18 protein-coding genes are annotated in these 16,201 nt (G+C 59.1%); 7 read left to right on the top strand and 11 right to left on the bottom strand.

Translation table 11 applies throughout. From position 1 onward, the window contains the following. Positions 1 to 42 precede the first annotated feature (42 nt). Positions 43 to 1,821, bottom strand: coding sequence for an SLC13 family permease (locus tag ACR0JA_RS08710; protein ID WP_480572814.1), 1,779 nt, complete (start codon positions 1,819 to 1,821; stop codon positions 43 to 45). A 91-nt stretch (positions 1,822 to 1,912) separates the two neighbouring features. Further along, positions 1,913 to 2,725 (bottom strand): TIGR00282 family metallophosphoesterase, encoded by an 813-nt coding sequence (locus ACR0JA_RS08705; protein ID WP_480572812.1) that lies wholly within the window; start codon positions 2,723 to 2,725, stop codon positions 1,913 to 1,915. 88 nt (positions 2,726 to 2,813) lie between these two features. Between ACR0JA_RS08705 and ACR0JA_RS08700 the strand changes: the two genes are divergently transcribed. Next, positions 2,814 to 3,041, top strand: a complete 228-nt coding sequence (locus ACR0JA_RS08700) for a putative hemolysin (RefSeq protein ID WP_480572810.1) — start codon at positions 2,814 to 2,816, stop codon at positions 3,039 to 3,041. Positions 3,042 to 3,047: 6 nt separating this feature from the next. On the opposite strand, the gene ACR0JA_RS08695 is transcribed toward ACR0JA_RS08700, so the two are convergent. Both ACR0JA_RS08695 and mgtE read right to left on the bottom strand, forming a co-directional pair. Then, positions 3,048 to 3,605 carry a 5-formyltetrahydrofolate cyclo-ligase gene (locus tag ACR0JA_RS08695; protein ID WP_480572808.1) on the bottom strand — a complete coding sequence of 186 codons (558 nt, stop codon included), beginning with the start codon at positions 3,603 to 3,605 and terminating at the stop codon, positions 3,048 to 3,050. Further along, entirely contained in the window at positions 3,602 to 4,996 is a 1,395-nt protein-coding gene (mgtE, locus tag ACR0JA_RS08690) for a magnesium transporter (RefSeq protein ID WP_480572806.1), read from the bottom strand. The genes ACR0JA_RS08695 and mgtE overlap by 4 nt, the downstream gene beginning before the upstream one ends. A 139-nt stretch (positions 4,997 to 5,135) precedes the next feature. On the opposite strand from mgtE, the gene guaD reads away from it, so the two are divergent. Continuing rightward, entirely contained in the window at positions 5,136 to 6,425 is a 1,290-nt protein-coding gene (guaD, locus tag ACR0JA_RS08685; RefSeq protein ID WP_480572804.1) for a guanine deaminase, read from the top strand. Here guaD and ACR0JA_RS08680 read toward each other — a convergent pair. From ACR0JA_RS08680 to ACR0JA_RS08670, 3 genes are all read right to left on the bottom strand, one after another. Next, positions 6,422 to 7,756 (bottom strand): 8-oxoguanine deaminase, encoded by a 1,335-nt coding sequence (locus ACR0JA_RS08680; protein ID WP_480572802.1) that lies wholly within the window; start codon positions 7,754 to 7,756, stop codon positions 6,422 to 6,424. The genes guaD and ACR0JA_RS08680 overlap by 4 nt on opposite strands. A 116-nt stretch (positions 7,757 to 7,872) precedes the next feature. Continuing rightward, a complete protein-coding gene (gene hisN / locus ACR0JA_RS08675; RefSeq protein ID WP_480572800.1) occupies positions 7,873 to 8,664 on the bottom strand; it encodes a histidinol-phosphatase in 792 nt (263 codons plus the stop codon). A gap of 45 nt (positions 8,665 to 8,709) precedes the next feature. After that, positions 8,710 to 9,081: a helix-turn-helix domain-containing protein gene (locus ACR0JA_RS08670; protein WP_480572798.1), complete on the bottom strand. Its 372-nt coding sequence runs from the start codon at positions 9,079 to 9,081 to the stop codon at positions 8,710 to 8,712. Between the two features lie 342 nt (positions 9,082 to 9,423). On the opposite strand from ACR0JA_RS08670, the gene ACR0JA_RS08665 reads away from it, so the two are divergent. Next, positions 9,424 to 10,380 (top strand): NADPH:quinone oxidoreductase family protein, encoded by a 957-nt coding sequence (locus ACR0JA_RS08665; protein WP_480572796.1) that lies wholly within the window; start codon positions 9,424 to 9,426, stop codon positions 10,378 to 10,380. Positions 10,381 to 10,383: 3 nt separating this feature from the next. Here ACR0JA_RS08665 and ACR0JA_RS08660 read toward each other — a convergent pair whose 3' ends face one another. Further along, positions 10,384 to 11,265, bottom strand: coding sequence for a LysR family transcriptional regulator (locus tag ACR0JA_RS08660; RefSeq protein WP_480572794.1), 882 nt, complete (start codon positions 11,263 to 11,265; stop codon positions 10,384 to 10,386). 127 nt (positions 11,266 to 11,392) lie between these two features. Between ACR0JA_RS08660 and ACR0JA_RS08655 the strand changes: the two genes are divergently transcribed. Both ACR0JA_RS08655 and ACR0JA_RS08650 read left to right on the top strand, forming a co-directional pair. Further along, entirely contained in the window at positions 11,393 to 11,611 is a 219-nt protein-coding gene (locus ACR0JA_RS08655; RefSeq protein WP_480572792.1) for a DUF1127 domain-containing protein, read from the top strand. Between the two features lie 175 nt (positions 11,612 to 11,786). Continuing rightward, a complete protein-coding gene (locus ACR0JA_RS08650) occupies positions 11,787 to 12,563 on the top strand; it encodes a Bax inhibitor-1/YccA family protein (RefSeq protein ID WP_480572791.1) in 777 nt (258 codons plus the stop codon). A gap of 121 nt (positions 12,564 to 12,684) precedes the next feature. On the opposite strand, the gene ACR0JA_RS08645 is transcribed toward ACR0JA_RS08650, so the two are convergent. The 3 genes from ACR0JA_RS08645 to ACR0JA_RS08635 form a co-directional block, all read right to left on the bottom strand. Next, positions 12,685 to 13,191, bottom strand: coding sequence for a hypothetical protein (locus tag ACR0JA_RS08645; RefSeq protein ID WP_480572789.1), 507 nt, complete (start codon positions 13,189 to 13,191; stop codon positions 12,685 to 12,687). Between the two features lie 208 nt (positions 13,192 to 13,399). Continuing rightward, a complete protein-coding gene (rpmG, locus tag ACR0JA_RS08640; RefSeq protein ID WP_005630270.1) occupies positions 13,400 to 13,567 on the bottom strand; it encodes a 50S ribosomal protein L33 in 168 nt (55 codons plus the stop codon). Positions 13,568 to 13,683: 116 nt separating this feature from the next. Then, a complete protein-coding gene (locus ACR0JA_RS08635) occupies positions 13,684 to 14,388 on the bottom strand; it encodes a DUF533 domain-containing protein (protein WP_480572787.1) in 705 nt (234 codons plus the stop codon). Positions 14,389 to 14,648: 260 nt separating this feature from the next. Between ACR0JA_RS08635 and ACR0JA_RS08630 the strand changes: the two genes are divergently transcribed. After that, positions 14,649 to 15,284 (top strand): DUF1326 domain-containing protein, encoded by a 636-nt coding sequence (locus ACR0JA_RS08630; RefSeq protein ID WP_480572785.1) that lies wholly within the window; start codon positions 14,649 to 14,651, stop codon positions 15,282 to 15,284. A gap of 13 nt (positions 15,285 to 15,297) precedes the next feature. Continuing rightward, the gene (locus ACR0JA_RS08625) at positions 15,298 to 16,125 is read left to right on the top strand and encodes a DUF2182 domain-containing protein (protein WP_480572783.1); all 828 of its coding nucleotides are present in this window, start codon (positions 15,298 to 15,300) and stop codon (positions 16,123 to 16,125) included. Positions 16,126 to 16,201 lie beyond the last annotated feature (76 nt).

Raw genomic sequence — 16,201 nt, 5'->3', positions numbered from 1 at the left:
TTACAAGAATGACGCTGCGAAACCAGCGGTTCTGCGCCGATTTCAGAGCGGCCAGATCAGCGGGATCAACAGCGAAGCCAGCAGTCCAACGGTCAGGTTCAGTGGTACGCCAACTTTCAGGAAATCGGTGAAACGATACCCACCAGGGCCATAGACCATCATGTTCGTCTGGTACCCGATGGGTGTGGCAAAGGATGCCGACGCGGCCACCATCACCGCCACGACCAGCGGTCGCGGGTCGATCCCGACCGCCCCGGCAAGCCCGATCGCGATGGGCGTTACGACAACGGCCACGGCGTTGTTTGACACAAGCTCGGTCAGAACCGAGGTTAGCAGGTAGACAGCCCAGATGATCAGGAAGGGCGGCAGAGCGCTCAGGCCCGGGGCAACGGCCTCGACGATCAGAGAAACCGCGCCGGATTCGCCCAGCGCCGCGCCGATGGCCAGCATCGCGAATATCAGCGCCAGCAGGCGGCCTTCGACAAAGGAAAACGCCTCGTCCGCATCAATGCACCGGGACATCAGCACAACTGCAACGGCCACTACGGACAACAACAGGATCGGCGCGATACCCAGCGCGGCCAGCGCCACGATCCCGACCAAGGCGCCGATTGCGATCGGGGCATGGCTGCGCCGAAACGCCCGGGCCGAGGGTTGAGAGACATCGACCATATCCATATCGGCGGCAAGCCTTTGAATGTCTCCCGGCGCGCCCTCCAGCAATAACGTATCGCCCACGCGAACCACCAGATCGTCCAGTTGCCGTCCGATATTCTGGTTCCGACGATGCACCGCCAACACGTAGACGCCATAACGCCGACGCAGGCGCATCGCGCCCAGCGTGCGACCAACCATGCGGCATCCCGGCGTGATCAGAACCTCAACCGTCTTGGTTTCGACCGCCGAGACTTGATCAACCCGTTTCAGTTCCTTGTTGGTCTGCAGGCTCAGCAACTCGGTCATTTCGGTTCGCAGGACGACGCGGTCCCCTACGTTCAGCGTTACGCCCTTGAGGTTGCGGCGCAGCGATTCATCGCCGCGCACGACGTCGATCAAGCGGACGCCGGGGCGTTTGAATAACTGCACACCGGTCACTTCACGCCCGATCAGGTTGCTGTCGGGGGGAATGACGGCCTCGGTGAAAAACTTCATCTTTGACCGGTCACTCAGCATGGTTGCCATGCTGTCCCGTTCCGGCAGCAGATGCGGGGCAATGAAACGCAGGTAGACCATGCCGTAGATCACCAAAGCGATACCCAGCGGCGTGACTTCGAAAATAGTGAATGCGGCCATGCCTTCGGCCCGGGCCACACCATCGACCAGCAGGTTCGTCGAAGTGCCGATCAGCGTCAGGGTTCCGCCCAATATCGCCGCATAGCTCAGCGGGATCAGCAGCTTCGATGCCGGTACGTTCAATGTACGCGCGATCTGAACAAAAACGGGGATCATGACGACAACGACGGGCGTGTTCGACACCACCGCCGATGCGACGATAACAAATCCCATCAACAGAGCAATGGCGATGCGCGGGTTCACCTGCGCCTGTTTCTGCGCGACTGAGGTGAAGGCGTCCAACGCCCCTGTCCGGACCAGAGCCCCCATGATGATGAACATCGCCGCGATGGTCCAGGGCGCCGGGTTCGACAGCACCGCCAGCGCACTTTGATAAGGCAAAATGCCCGTCATCAGCATCAGGGCGACGCCACCGATGGCGACCACCTCGGTCGGGTAGACCTCGCGCAGGAACATCACGAACATGCCCGCAACGATCACCAGCGCCAGTATCGCGCTGCCCGTTTCTGTCAGGTGAAGGAATTGCATTCTTGGTATTCTGTCCGAACCCTGGCCTGGCACATATGCCCTGTTCCCAGTGTCCCCCATTGCGAGCAACAGGGCAAGCCCGACATGGGCGTCAGGGTTCGGCTTGCTGCAAACGGCCGCCCACACGCACCATTTTTACGCTTTTGGCATGACCGTCGCGGTCATCGGTTTCAACAAATACGCCGCTCAGCGTCGCTTCGCCATTGGCCGGCGTGAACCGCGCTTTGGGCATGCCTGTTATGAAACGGCGCATGGGTTCCTGCTTGTCCATTCCAATGACCGAGTCGTAGTCTCCGCACATTCCCGCATCAGTCAGATAGGCCGTACCACCGGGTAAAATCTGGGCATCCGCGGTTGGCACATGAGTATGGGTCCCCACCACCAGACTGGCGCGCTTGTCGCAATAGTGCCCCATCGCCATCTTCTCGGAGGTCGCCTCGCAATGCATGTCGACGATGATCGCCTGCGCCTGGCCCCCGCGCGGGTGCGATTTCAGGATCGGTTCGATGGCCGAGAACGGGTCGTCAAACGGGCGTTTCATGAACACCTGCCCCAGCACCTGAACCACCAGCACCTTGCGACCGCCGGGCGCGGTGAACAGGCGATGCCCCCGGCCCGGCGCACCTTTGGCAAAGTTGACGGGCCGCACGATACGCGGCTCGGATTCGATGAATTGGAGCATGTCCTTCTGATCGAAGGCATGATCACCGAGCGTTATACAATCCGCCCCTGCATCCAGCAACAGCTTTGCATGATCCCCCGACAACCCCATTCCGTTCGAGGCGTTCTCGCCGTTGATTACGACGAAATCCAGCCGCCACTCATCGCGCAGGCGCGGCAGATGCTGCTGCACGGCGGCGCGACCGGCGCGCCCCATGACGTCTCCTAGAAACAATATCCTCATCCGACCCGTCCTAAGTGTGGTATCCCACAAGCACAAGTGCTTTAACCGTAGCCATAAACGACCAAATTCTTTCGATCGGAGGGCTTACATGCACCGTTTTCTTTTCCCTGTTGCCATTCTTGCACCGCTTGCCGCTTGCGACCCGGTGCCCGAGCAATCGACCGAGTTGGCAAACCCTGCCGCTACCTTTTGCATCGAAAGCGGTGCAAAGTATGAAATTCGCGATGGCGAGAACGGTCAGACCGGTGTTTGCATTCTGCCCGACGGTCGCGAAGTGGATGCCTGGGAGTATTTCCGCGAAAAGAACCCGGCCTGACCAAGTTCAGAAGGTCAGCACCCGGCTTTCGGTAACCACCATATTCAGCGGTTGATCGGTCGGCTCCAGCGGCAGGTCGCTTGCTTCCTGTGCGTCAAAGGCAAAGCCGATGGCCAAGGTTGGGCGTTTGGCGCGCAGCCCCTCCAGCGTGCGGTCATAAAACCCGCCGCCATAGCCCAGCCGACCGCCCCGCGTGTCAAATGCGACCAGAGGCACAATCAGAATCTCTGGGTCGAAATAGTCGTCGACTTCGGGCACCATTGCGCCGAAAGGGCCATCCTTCAATGCACCCTCGGGCGTCCAGCGGGAAAACTTCAGCGCCTGCCCAGCGGCCTGAATGACCGGCACGCCGACCGGACCATAGGCCGTTGCTTCGGCCATGGCGGCCAGCGGGTCAATCTCGGTTCGGATCGGCATGTAACCGGACAGAGGGACGCCACGGTGCCCCGCCAGAACTTCGGACAAGCGACCAGCCGCGCCGGGCATGCGCGCGTCAAACGCCGCTTTGCGACGGGCAAAGGCCGCCTTGCGCGCGGCAGCTTTGATTTCAGTCAGATCGGTCACAACAGCACCACGCTTGCAAGGCCAAGGAATATGAAGAACCCCATGACATCCGTGGTTGTCGTTACAAAGGTTCCCGACGCCAGCGCCGGATCCGCACCAAGACGGTCCAGCACCACCGGGACTACCGTACCCACGAACCCGGCGATGATCATGTTCACGACCAAAGCGGTCCCGATCACGACACCCAGCATCGGAGAGTCGAACCACATCATTCCGACCGTTCCCAGAACAATCGCAAAACACAGACCGTTGAGCAGCCCGACCAGCAACTCGCGTCGGATCACGCGCGCGACGTTTGCTGCGGTCAGGTCGCGGGTCGCCAGAGCGCGCACGGCAACCGTCAGCGATTGGGTTCCGGCATTGCCGCCCATCGACGCAACGATGGGCATCAGAATTGCCAGCGCAACCAGTTGATCGATCGCCGCCTCGAACTGTGAAATCACCAGCGAGGCGCAGATGGCGGTACAAAGATTGACCGCAAGCCATGGTAGCCGTCGCTTGCTGGTCGCGGAAACACTGTCCGAGATCGAGCTTTCTTCGCCGACACCGGCAAGGCGCAAGATGTCTTCTTCGTGTTCCTCGTCCAGAACGACCATGGCGTCATCAATGGTGATTACACCCACCAGACGTCCATCCTCGTCCACCACGGGCGCAGAAATCAGGTGGTACTGGTTGAACGCATAGGCCACGTCCTCTTCATCCTGATCGACCGGGATGGTGTGGAACTCTTCGTCGGCAATGTCCGTCAGTTGCCGTTCTCGCCGCGTGGCCATCAGCTTGCCCAACGCGACTTGCGCCATGGGCTTCAGCCGGGGGTCGACTAGCACCACGTGATAGAACTGTTCCGGCAGATCATCGTTGGCGCGCATGAAGTCGATCGCCTGCCCCACCGTCCAATGCTCGGGCGCCATGACAACCTCGCGCTGCATGAGGCGACCGGCCGAGTTCTCGGGATAGGACAGCGCCTGCTCGGCTGCATGACGCTCGGAATCCTCCAGCGCGTCCAGAATTGTTTCCTGCTGTGGCTCTTCCAGATCCTCGAGCAGATCGACTACATCGTCGCTTTCCATCTCGCGGACGGCTTCGGCCAGAACGTCGGGGCGCAGGACGTTGATGACCTCTTCGCGGACAGCTTCATCCAGCTCCGACAGAATATCCCCGTCGAATTCCTTGTCGAACAGCCGGATCAGTCGCGTCCGGTCATAAGGGTTGATCTGCTCCAGAAGGTCAGCAATATCCGCCGGGTGCAGCGGATCCATCAACTCGATCAGCTTGTCGCGATCTTCTACGTCAACCGCATACAGGATCGCCGCGACGGTTCGGCGGTCCAGCGCATAGGCGTCTTCATCGCCGTGTTGCTCCGGCTTGGCCTCGTCAATGCCTGTGGTCATGCGCTGCCCCCTATCCTGTCGATTGGCGTACAAATAGAAGAAGCAGCTACCGGAAAACAATGACAATGCGCCAATTTACCCGCAAGTTTCGCCTCACTATGCTGTGGCGCGGCAACAATTTGGGTGGAGTAAGCACGACATGGCGCAACAGTCGCTTTTGAAAGGGCGCGTTCTGAGCTTTGATGGCTCACCCTTCGAAACGGAACCGACCGAGGCCGCAAAAACACACGAAGCGGTGGTGGTTCAGGACGGGCGCGTTGCAGCGCTGGGGTCTGCTGCAGAGTTGTCGCAGACATATCCGGACGCGCTGGTCAAAGACTATGGGCAGCACCTGATCATGGCCGGGTTCGTTGATCCGCATGTGCATTATCCGCAGACCGCGATGATCGCCAGTTGGGGCAAACGCCTGATCGACTGGCTGAACAGCTATACATTCCCCGAAGAGATGAAGTTCAGCGACCCAGCCTATGCTGCCGAAATCGCTAACCGCTATCTTGACCTGACAGCGTCGCATGGCACGACGACAATGTGCAGCTTTTGCACAATCCATCCCGAAAGTGTTGAGGCCTTTTTCTCCGCCGCGCAAGCGCGGGGTCAGCGCGTTGTCGCGGGCAAGACCTGCATGGACCGCAACGCGCCTGACGGCCTGCAAGACACCGCCCAGACAGCCTATGATCAGTCCCAGGCCCTGTTGGAAAAATGGCACGGGATTGACCGGCTGTCTTATGCCATCACGCCCCGGTTTTCCCCCACCTCAACCCCCGAACAGCTTGAGGCGATGGGCGCTTTGTGGGCCGAATACCCGCATTGTCTGATGCAGACGCATCTGAGTGAGCAGACCGACGAGATTGAGTGGGTCCGGTCCCTGTTCCCGAATGCGCGCGATTATCTGGACACCTACGAGCAGTTTGGTCTGCTCGGGAAAAACGGACTTTACGGTCACGCCATCCATCTGGAAGCGCGCGAACGCGACAGGTTGCGCGAAGTTGACGCGGCCCTGATCCACTGCCCCACCTCAAATACCTTCATCGGCTCTGGCCTGTTCGATATGGACGGCCTGATGCGCAGCGGTCACCGGGTCGGGCTGGCCACGGATACAGGCGGCGGGTCCAGTTTCTCGATGCTGCGCACGATGGCGGCGGCCTATGAGATCGGCCAGCTGCGCGGCACGCCGTTGCATCCGGCACAGCTGCTGTGGCTGGGCACGGTAGGATCTGCACGCTCGCTGCGGATGGCGGACAGTATCGGCAACGTCGCCCCGGGGATGGAGGCCGATCTGGTTGTGCTCGATCTGGCCTCGACACCCGATATCGCGCAACGCGAAGCCACGGCACACGACCTTTGGGAAGTGGTGTTCCCGACCATCATGATGGGTGACGATCGGGCCGTGGCTGATGTCTGGATCGGCGGGAACCGCGTTGACCGCTAACCTCGTAGGGCCTGAGCCAAACGGTTCTGACGCTTGATCATGTGCGGCAGATCAATCGTCGTGATTTGACCGTCGCGTACGATCTGACGCCCTTCGACAAACAGATGTTTGACGCGGGTCGGCCCTGCCAACAACAGGGCCGCCGGGTCCCAACTGCCTGCGCTTTCGATCCCTTGCGTATCCCAGATGGCGATATCAGCGCGCTTGCCGGGCATCAGCCGTCCGCAATCGGGTCGGTTCAGGACATCGGCGCCACCACGCGTAGCAATCTCCAACGCCTCGCGCGAGGACATAGCATCAGCGCCGCGCGCGACACGCTGCAACAGCATTGCTTGCCGCGCCTCATGTATCAGGTTTCCGCTGTCGTTGCTGGCCGAACCGTCGACACCGAGGCCGACATTCACACCCTGATCGCGCATGTCGCGCACAGGGGCGATACCGGACCCGAGACGACAATTTGAACAGGGGCAATGGGCCACGCCGGTCCCGGTCTTGGCAAACAGGTCGATCTCAATCCCATTCAGTTTCACGCAATGAGCGTGCCAGACATCCTCTCCGGTCCAGCCCAGATCCTCGGCATATTGGCCGGGGCGGCACCCGAACTGGGCCTGCGAATACGCAATGTCTTCATCATTCTCGGCCAGATGGGTATGCAGCATCACGCCTTTGTCACGCGCCAGAAGGGCGGCATCCCGCATCAGGTCCTGACTGACCGAAAATGGCGAGCACGGCGCAAGCCCGACGCGACACATAGACCCCTCGGACGGATCGTGGAACGCATCGACAACACGGATCATATCGTCAAGTATCGCGCGTTCGGCCTCGACCAGACTGTCGGGCGGCAGACCGCCCGCGCTTTCGCCTATGCTCATGGCACCGCGCGTTGGATGGAACCGCAGACCAACCTCTGCCGCTGCGGCGATCGTATCGTCCAGCCGCGACCCGTTGGGATAGAGGTAGAGATGATCGGAACTGAGCGTACAGCCCGACAGGGCCAGTTCGGCCAAACCGATCTGGGCCGAGACAAACATCTCTTCCGGACCGAGCCGTGACCAGATCGGATAAAGGGTTTTGAGCCAGCCAAACAGCAAAGCGTCCTGACCGCCGGGCACGGCGCGGGTCAGGGTCTGGTACAGGTGATGGTGGGTGTTCACCAAACCCGGCGTAACGACGCACCCGCTTCCGTCGTGGATTTCACCGGTAGTTTCAAGACCGTGGCCCACCTGCACGATCTGGCCATCCCGGATCAGCAGATCGGCCTGAGCCAACTCCTGCCGGGTATCATCCATAGTCAGAATACTATCGGCGTTTCGGATCAGAATTTCGGGCATTTTTGCACTCCTGCATTCGCCCGTCTCATGCAATGGAAGTGCGCAGCTGGTGGAAAACGGGCTCAAGAACCAGCCAAGTCCATTTTAGCCGGGTATCGGAGTGGCGGCAACAGGGTTCAGTAGTGCCGCAAAATCTCAAGCGCCGCGGCGTGCAGTTCGGCGTTGGCCGCAGCCAAGGCGCGCCCGCCGCCATGCGCAGGATTGCCCTGCCAGTCGGTCACAATACCACCTGCAGCTTGGATCAAGGCAATGGGGGCCTGAATATCGTAAGATTGCAAACCGGCCTCGATCACCAGATCGACCTGCCCGGCCGCCAAAAGCGCATAGGCATAACAATCCATGCCATAACGCGTCAGCTTTGCGTTTCGGGAAACGGCTTGGAATGCCTCAGCTTCGGCCTTGGTGCCAACCTCGGGAAAGGTGGTGAAGACAATCGCATCCTCAATTGATCGGGTCTTGCGTGTTGCAAGCTGCGTCGTGCCAGCCGGTCCTTTGGAAATGGCAATACCATCGACCCCGGTAAACCTTTCGCCGATAAATGGCTGATCAATCACACCCAGAAACGGACCCGCAGCTGTTCCAAGTGCGATCAGAACACCCCAAGTCGGGGTGCCGCTGATGAAGCCACGCGTTCCGTCAATTGGATCCAGAACCCAGGTTCGCCCGCTTGAGCCGGAGCTTTCGCCAAATTCTTCGCCCAAAATACCGTCGTTGGGCCGATGACGCGCCAAAACGGCGCGCATGGCCTTTTCGCCTTCGCGATCGGCAATGGTCACCGGATCAAACCCGCCCTCAAGCTTGTTGTCGGCTTCCAGATTTGGCTGTCGGAAAAAAGGCAGAATGGCCGCCCGCGCCGCGTCGGCCATTTCTTCGGCAATTTCTAGGTCGCTGGCAGGGGAGTGTTGCATGGCCTACCCGTGCAATCACCGCCCCGCATTGTCAAGCCGGTTCGATTATGCAACTTCGCTTAATACACGGGCCAGTTCGAACAGGCGGCGGCGCTGGTTTTCCGGGATGGCATAGTAAGAGCGGACCAAGTCCAGCGCCTCTTTATCACCCATCAGATCAGCAGGTACCGACGATTTGTCCGCTTCGTCCTTCTGGGCCTCCTCCAGACCCTCGAAGAAAAAGCTGACAGGAACTTCCAAAGCCTCGGCAATGTCCCAAAGGCGCGACGCGCTGATCCGGTTGGCCCCTGTTTCGTATTTCTGGATCTGTTGAAACTTGATGCCAACCTGCTGCGCCAGTTGCTGTTGGGTCATGCCAATCAGCCAGCGGCGATGCCGGACGCGTTTGCCCACATGGACATCGACGTGATGGGTCATTGGTAGTCTCCTCTTTAACTCAAACAACCGTTCAGGAACTCGCTACGAATGCTGCCCCGCCAACGTAGCGGGTCGCTGCTTAAGGACTTCCTAACGCGGAACATGCCCCCCGAACGGCACCTGTGACCAATATTGACGCATTCCTGTATTTTTTCAAGCAGGGTTGAATTCCGGATTACGAATAGTTGTTTACGGTTGTACAAAGCACGCCTGACACCGGTTTGTTTCTGATTTGGCAACACTTCGGCGCCCGGTCAGTTGGGCGCCCGACCGTGCGCGCCTTTCGATTTGACATTCCCGCTAACAGACAGGCCTATGCGGTCAACGAACCGGAGAGCCGACATGCTTGCATACCGCGTAAATTCCAAAGGCAGCGCTGCAGAGCTTTGCAACACAGGGCTTCCCAGGCCAGATTCCGGTCAGATTCGCGTACAGATCAAAGCCTGCGGTTTGAATTTCGCCGACCTTCTCATGCAGAAGGGAACCTATCAGGACACGCCTGAAGCCCCCTTTACCCTGGGTATGGAGGTTGCAGGCATTGTTGACGAAATTGGAAACAATGTCACAGACCTCAGACCCGGCGACAGAGTCGCCGTTTATTGCGGCCAGGGTGGTTTGGCCGAATATGGCATTTTTGATGCCGAGCGAGCGATTCCTTTACCCGACACCATGCCCTACGAGGATGCGGCGGCGATTCAGATCGCCTACGGCACCAGCCACATTGCGTTGGCACATCGTGCGCATCTGCAACCTGGTGAGACGCTGTTGGTCACCGGCGCCGCAGGCGGTGTCGGCCTGACGGCCGTCGAGATTGGCAAGCTGATGGGCGCAACCGTTGTCGCGCAGGCGCGCGGGTCAGATAAGTTGGCCGTCGCCCAACAGGCCGGGGCCGATCATCTGATCGATGCCGACGAAGACCTGCGCGAGGAGGTTTTGGCGCTTGGCGGTGCTGATGTAGTCTATGACGCGATTGGCGGCGATGTCTTCAAGGCCGCCTTCCGCGCCACCAATCCCGAAGGTCGTCTGTTGCCGATCGGATTCGCTGGGGGAGAGGTCCCCCAGATCCCTGCCAATCATCTACTGGTCAAGAACCTGACCGTGATCGGCGTCTACATCGGCGGCTATCTGCGGTTCCGGCCCGAGGTCGTAAAGGACAGTTTCTCGACCTTGTTTCGCTGGCACGGCGAAGGCCGGATCAAACCGCATATCAGCCACGTCCTGCCTCTGACCGATGTGGCAGAGGGGATGCAATTGCTGAAAGAGCGTAGATCCACCGGAAAGATCGTGATCACGCCGTGACCATCACCCCGCCACAGCCCTGAGCGGTGTGCCCCCAAGCATCAGGAAGTTCTGGCGGACCAGCGCCGCAAGTGCGTCCACAACCGGGTTTCGGCTGCTATCACCGCCGTAAAGGTTGATCCGGTGCGCCGGAAGCTCGGGCAATGCGCCGCCCGAGTCGATCTGTTCAAGATGCGCAGCCTCGGTGCCGTCGAGCATGGCGTGAACCGCCAGATCGGCGCTGACAGTGGCCTCGATCGTGCGGTCGTTTTCGGTTTCGACAGACAATTCCCAGGACACGCCCGCCGTATCCAGCGCGGCTATGACCTGTGGGCGGAACATGCAACGACGTCCAAGCGCCAGAGGGATCGGGCGCTTGCGCCACGCCGATCCACCCGGCGCGCCGATCCACCGCAACGGCAGTTCGGCAATGGTTTCAGATCCGTCGGAAGCTGATGCTTCGGTTGTCAGGATCAGATCGCATTCGCCGCGCTGAAACATCTCTTTCAACTGCACGGTATAGGAAGACACCAACTGCACGCGGACGCGGGGGAAATCCGCGTTGAACCTCTGCAAGACCCGGGGGATCGCCGGATAGACAATATCATGCGGCACGCCCAGCACCACCTCACCCTCGAACGCCTGATCCGTGAGTTTCGAGATCACCTCGTCATTCAAAGCAATCATACGTCGGGCATAGGCCAGCAATTGCTCGCCCGACGCCGTCAGGGCGATGGTCCGTCCGCTGCGATCCAGCAGGTCCAGGTCCAGCAGCTCCTCAAGACGCTTAAGCTGCATCGACACGGCGGATTGCGTCAGGTGCAGAAACCCTGCCGCGCGGGTGACCCCGCCGTGGTCGGCCACGGCGACAAAGGATCTGAGTGTGGTGATGTCCAAATTTCTCAACTTCACGATTCCTTATGAGTGCCATCAAAAACATTCGTTTTAATAATGTGCCATGCTCCGCCATATAGATCAACAGAATTGATGCAATTCGGAAATGGCATCACCCAAACACGAAAGGACAATCATTATGACCCAAATTGCGCTGTCACAGTCCAAATGCGGTGTTCCTGCCACTCGTCGCCTGAGAATTCGGGACTTTCTGTCTCTGGCGCGGCAACGCCGGACGCTTGCGCGCTTGGATAGCCGGGCCCTTGAAGACATCGGCGTAACCCGCCGCCAGGCAGATTCCGAAGCCGCCCGCCCGTTCTGGGATGCGCCGGATAACTGGTTCAAGGACCTGTATTAATCGTGCATGTCGCACTGGCAGGCCGCCGGATTGGGCGACCTGCCGATTTTGTTGATGGTTTTGCTGAGTTTTAAGCGTAAAACCCTTGAAACAGAGGGCGTACTCTCCGATATTTGCTTGGAAACCTGCCCGCAGACGCGGGCCGGGAACAGATGAATGAAGGGAGACCCTTTTAATGGCACAATTCGACACGATCCGGACGGCGACCGGTGCGCGCGCTGCCGAGATTGACGCGGGCCTTCGCGCCCATATGAACAAAGTCTACGGCACCATGTCCGTTGGTATGCTGATCACTTTTGCAGCGGCCTGGGCAATTTCGGGCCTGGCAACGACAACCGATCCGTCAGCGGCAGCAGCTCAGCTCAGCGAGGGCAAATATCTGACATCGCTGGGTTACTCGTTGTTCGCGTCGCCTCTGAAATGGGTCATCATGTTTGCCCCTCTGCTGTTTGTCTTTGGCTTCAGCGCCGGGATCAATCGCATGTCGGCAGCGGCCGCACAAACCGTGTTCTACGTGTTTGCCGCCGTCATGGGCGTTTCGATCAGCTGGATTTTCCTGGTCTTCACTGGCCAGTCGATCATTCAGGTGTTTCTGATCACTGCGATCGCCTTTGCGGGTCTGTCGCTTTATGGCTACACGACCAAGAAAGACCTGTCCGCAATGGGCACGTTCCTGATCATGGGTGTGATCGGCCTGATCGTTGCCTCGATCGTTAATATCTTCATCGCCTCGTCGGCGATGGCGTTTGCCATCTCGGTTCTGGGCGTACTGATCTTTGCCGGTCTGACAGCCTATGACACGCAGAACATCAAGACCACCTATCTGCAAATGGCCCACTCGGGAGATCAGGAATGGTTGGGCAAGGCCGCGATCATGGGCGCGCTGAGCCTGTATCTGGACTTTATCAACATGTTCATGTTCCTGCTGCAACTGTTTGGCAATCGCGAATAAGCGGCCGGAATACTTAAGTTCAAAGGGCGGGCCATACGGGTCCGCCCTTTTTCTTTGTCGCAAGCCAAACAAAAACCCCCGCCAAATTCGGCGGGGGCTTTGGACTTGAGAGAGAAGTCTATTAGCTGCAGTTTAGCGGAACGGCGAAGCCTGAACTCTTTTCAGAACTGCCTTTGCGGTAGACCTGACCGGCAGACAGGCATCCGGTGAACCGCTCGGTCTCGGCGCCGAAGACGGATCCGACCGAGTTATCAACTTTGGTGCTGTTGTTGGGGGTCCGTAGAACCCCGAACAATTGCCCATTCACCGACACGGTGCTGAGGAACAGGGTTGTCGCGCTGCCGGACAGCTGCACGGCTGTGGTATCGCTGCGCCCGCCATTGTCGATCGCAACGCCCGCCAGCTTTTCCAACTCGGTTTTGTCAGAAGTCACTTGAACCGTTGGTAACTTGGCAAGCTCGGCCGGGACATTGGTTGCGCTAGGAACAAAAGCCGCCGCGCCTTCCACGTCGGAGATGGTGCGGGGTTCGCCGTCAATTCCGGTAAAGCCGACACCTTCGCGGTTGAAAGGGTCGTCACAAGCCGAAAGGGTCAAAACAGCAAGAGCTGGCAAGATGATTTTTTTCATGGCGGTCAACATTTTGGAACGGTTACCTCAAGCGTAGCGGTAGGTAGCGCGAAAATGCAAGCCGCCCCGGATCAGAATACCCGTAGGGCTGATGCGCCACTGCAACGGCCCGATTTCGGCACGTCCAGCAACGAAATGGCAGGCACGCAAGAAAAAAGGACCCTGCCGGCGGCAGAGTCCTTTTTACATTCCACGTCAAAAAAGCAGATTACTTGATCTTGCCTTCTTTGTACTCAACATGCTTCCGAGCAACCGGGTCGTATTTACGAACGGTCATTTTCTCGGTCATGGTGCGCGCGTTTTTCTTGGTCACGTAGAAGTGGCCCGTGCCCGCGGTCGAGTTCAGACGGATCTTGATTGTCGTCGGCTTCGCCATGGTTATCTCCTGCGTCCGAAAAGGCAGGGGCCTTTCGGTTGAATCCTCTTGAGCGTGCGCTTTTACGCCCTGCACCGCCCATGTCAAGGACATTCGCGCCGGGGCTGCGCTGGAAATCAGGCCGACAAGGTCGGTGCGCCCATATAGGTGTGAATCTGATCGCGTTCAGCGTCTGACAAGCCCAGCGCCGTGGCCAATTGGTGCAGGTAAGAGGCCTCGCGTTGGTTATCCAGACGAATCGCCGCCAACGAGGTTGCGTAGATCTGCGTCTTGAGCGGCGCGCCAGAATCGGCGGCCAAACCCATCACGTCGATCGGGGCCTCTAACTGTTCTTGAACAAAGGCGCGTTCCTCGTCGCTGATGTCGTCCCCAAGCTCTCCCAGGATGGTTTCCTTTTCATGCGCGTCCAACTCGCCATCTGCCTTGGCGGCCTGGATCATGGCGCGCAGCATCAACTTGGCCTGCTCCTCCATCATGGCACCGCCCGGAGTTCCCCCAAAGACGGTTTCCATCATGTCCACGGTTTGCTGACTGCCGGTTTTTGCAGCACCCTGCATCGCATTCATCAGACCGCCGAGACCGGCTGCCCCAACCGGGTTTGCCATACCAAGCTTGCCGATCATGTCCTGCAATCCGCCCGCGCCACCTGGCATTCCGAACTGCTCGGCCATTTTGCCCAATTGGTCCATGCCGAACCCGCCCCCTGCGCCCTGCATCATGTCCTGCAAACCGGCCATGCCACCCATCTGCTTGTACTTTTCCAAACCTTTGGCAGCGGCAAATCCGACCGCGACGGATGCAAGTGCTTTCATGAAACTCATGGTGACCCTCCCAATGAACAAATTCTGTATGGTTTCGCAGGATACCATCTGATCGGGGCTGGCGATACAGGTCGCTCGGTTCCGGCAAAATCACGCACTCCAGCCACGCGCGAATTGTGTTCATTTGAACGAATTGTAATTTCGTGATATGTGTGCGCTTTATTCCAAGAAGCCAAATTCAGGCTCGTTCCCCGAGGCATTGATCACAGGCTGTTTCCGCATCGCGCAGCGTTTTTTGTAAAGCGTTTCCGGGGGGCATCATGACAGAATGGGTTATTCAGGGCGAAGAGCTGGCCAATTGCAACTGCAACTTTGGCTGTCCGTGCCAGTTCAGCGTTCTACCGACACACGGCAATTGCGAGGCCGTAGTCGCATTCGATATTCAAAGCGGCCACTATGGCGACACCGATCTGGGCGGGTTGCGCGCGGCTGGGGTCTATTACTGGCCCGGACCGATCCATGAGGGCAATGGTCAGATGCAATTGATCATCGACGAGAGCGCCAGCGCCGATCAGCGTGCGGCGCTACAGGCCATCATGACCGGTGAAGACACCGATGAGATGGCGACATTCTGGTATGTCTACAGCGCTATGGCCCCGACCAAACATGAAACTCTGTATGCTCCGATCGAGCTTGATTGGAACCGAGATGAGCGGTCAGGATACGCCAAGGCGTCGGGTCTGTTTGATGTCGAAGTCAGCCCGATACCGCATATTGTGTCCGGCGCGCCGCATCGTGCATCGATTCAACTGCCGAACGGATTCGAATACCGCCATGCCGAGGCCGCCTCGGGCACAGGGAAAACCACCGGCGGCGCGATAAGCCTGAACTTTGACGCAACTCATGCGCATATGGCTCATCTGAATATATCTGGCCACGGTGTCGTGGGCGCCTGATCCGAGGCACATCATGACGTTACACTCCACCCCGCCCCGCGCCGGGCCGGTCGAGCGGTTGTTGCGGCAGGATCGCGGCATCGTCCTTGGCAGCGTGTTTCTGATCATCCTGGCGTCCGCCTGGTACACCATTGCCGGGATCGGGATGAACATGAGCGCGGTCGAGATGACCCGCATGGCTGGTCCGATCGGGCAACCCATGCAGATGGGCGGCGCGCCAATTTGGGACCTGTCGTACACCGTACTGATCTTTCTGATGTGGTGGGTGATGATGGTCGCCATGATGACGCCCAGCGCCGCCCCTGCGGTGCTGCTGTACACTGCACTGAAACGCGCAGGACCCGAGAAGGATCGCGCCGCGCGGTTCAGCCTGTGTTTTTTGGTCGGTTATCTGGTCGCCTGGGCCGTGTTCAGCCTTGTCGCCACCGTGGCGCAATGGGGGTTTGAGCGGATTGGCCTGTCTGACGGTCCGATGATGACGATCGGATCGCGCAGCTTTGCCGGCTGCGTTCTGCTGGCAGCCGGCGCTTATCAGCTTTCGAGCCTGAAGACAGCCTGTCTGCGGCACTGCCAAAGTCCGACCCATTTTCTGACCGCGCATAACCGACCGGGAGGCTACGGCGCGTTCCGCGTCGGCGCTCTGCACGGGGCATATTGCCTGGGTTGCTGCTGGGCCTTGATGGCCCTGCTGTTCGTGGGCGGGATCATGAATCTGTACTGGATCGCCGGGATCGCAATCTATGTCGCGTTGGAAAAGCTGTTGCCGCGGGCGTGGTGGCTTGCCCCTATCACCGGTTTCGCACTGATCGTCGCGGGCATCTGGCTGATCGCGACCGCTTAGAACTCAGTACGCTCGGGCGTACTTGACGGCCAATGGACCGGCCAAATTACGGGTCCTTCAACACGTTGCATTGCAG

This window comes from Ruegeria sp. AM4, from assembly GCF_056540665.1.
Note: the sequence above shows the minus strand (reverse complement) of the source record. Positions and strands in the feature narration are given on the sequence as shown.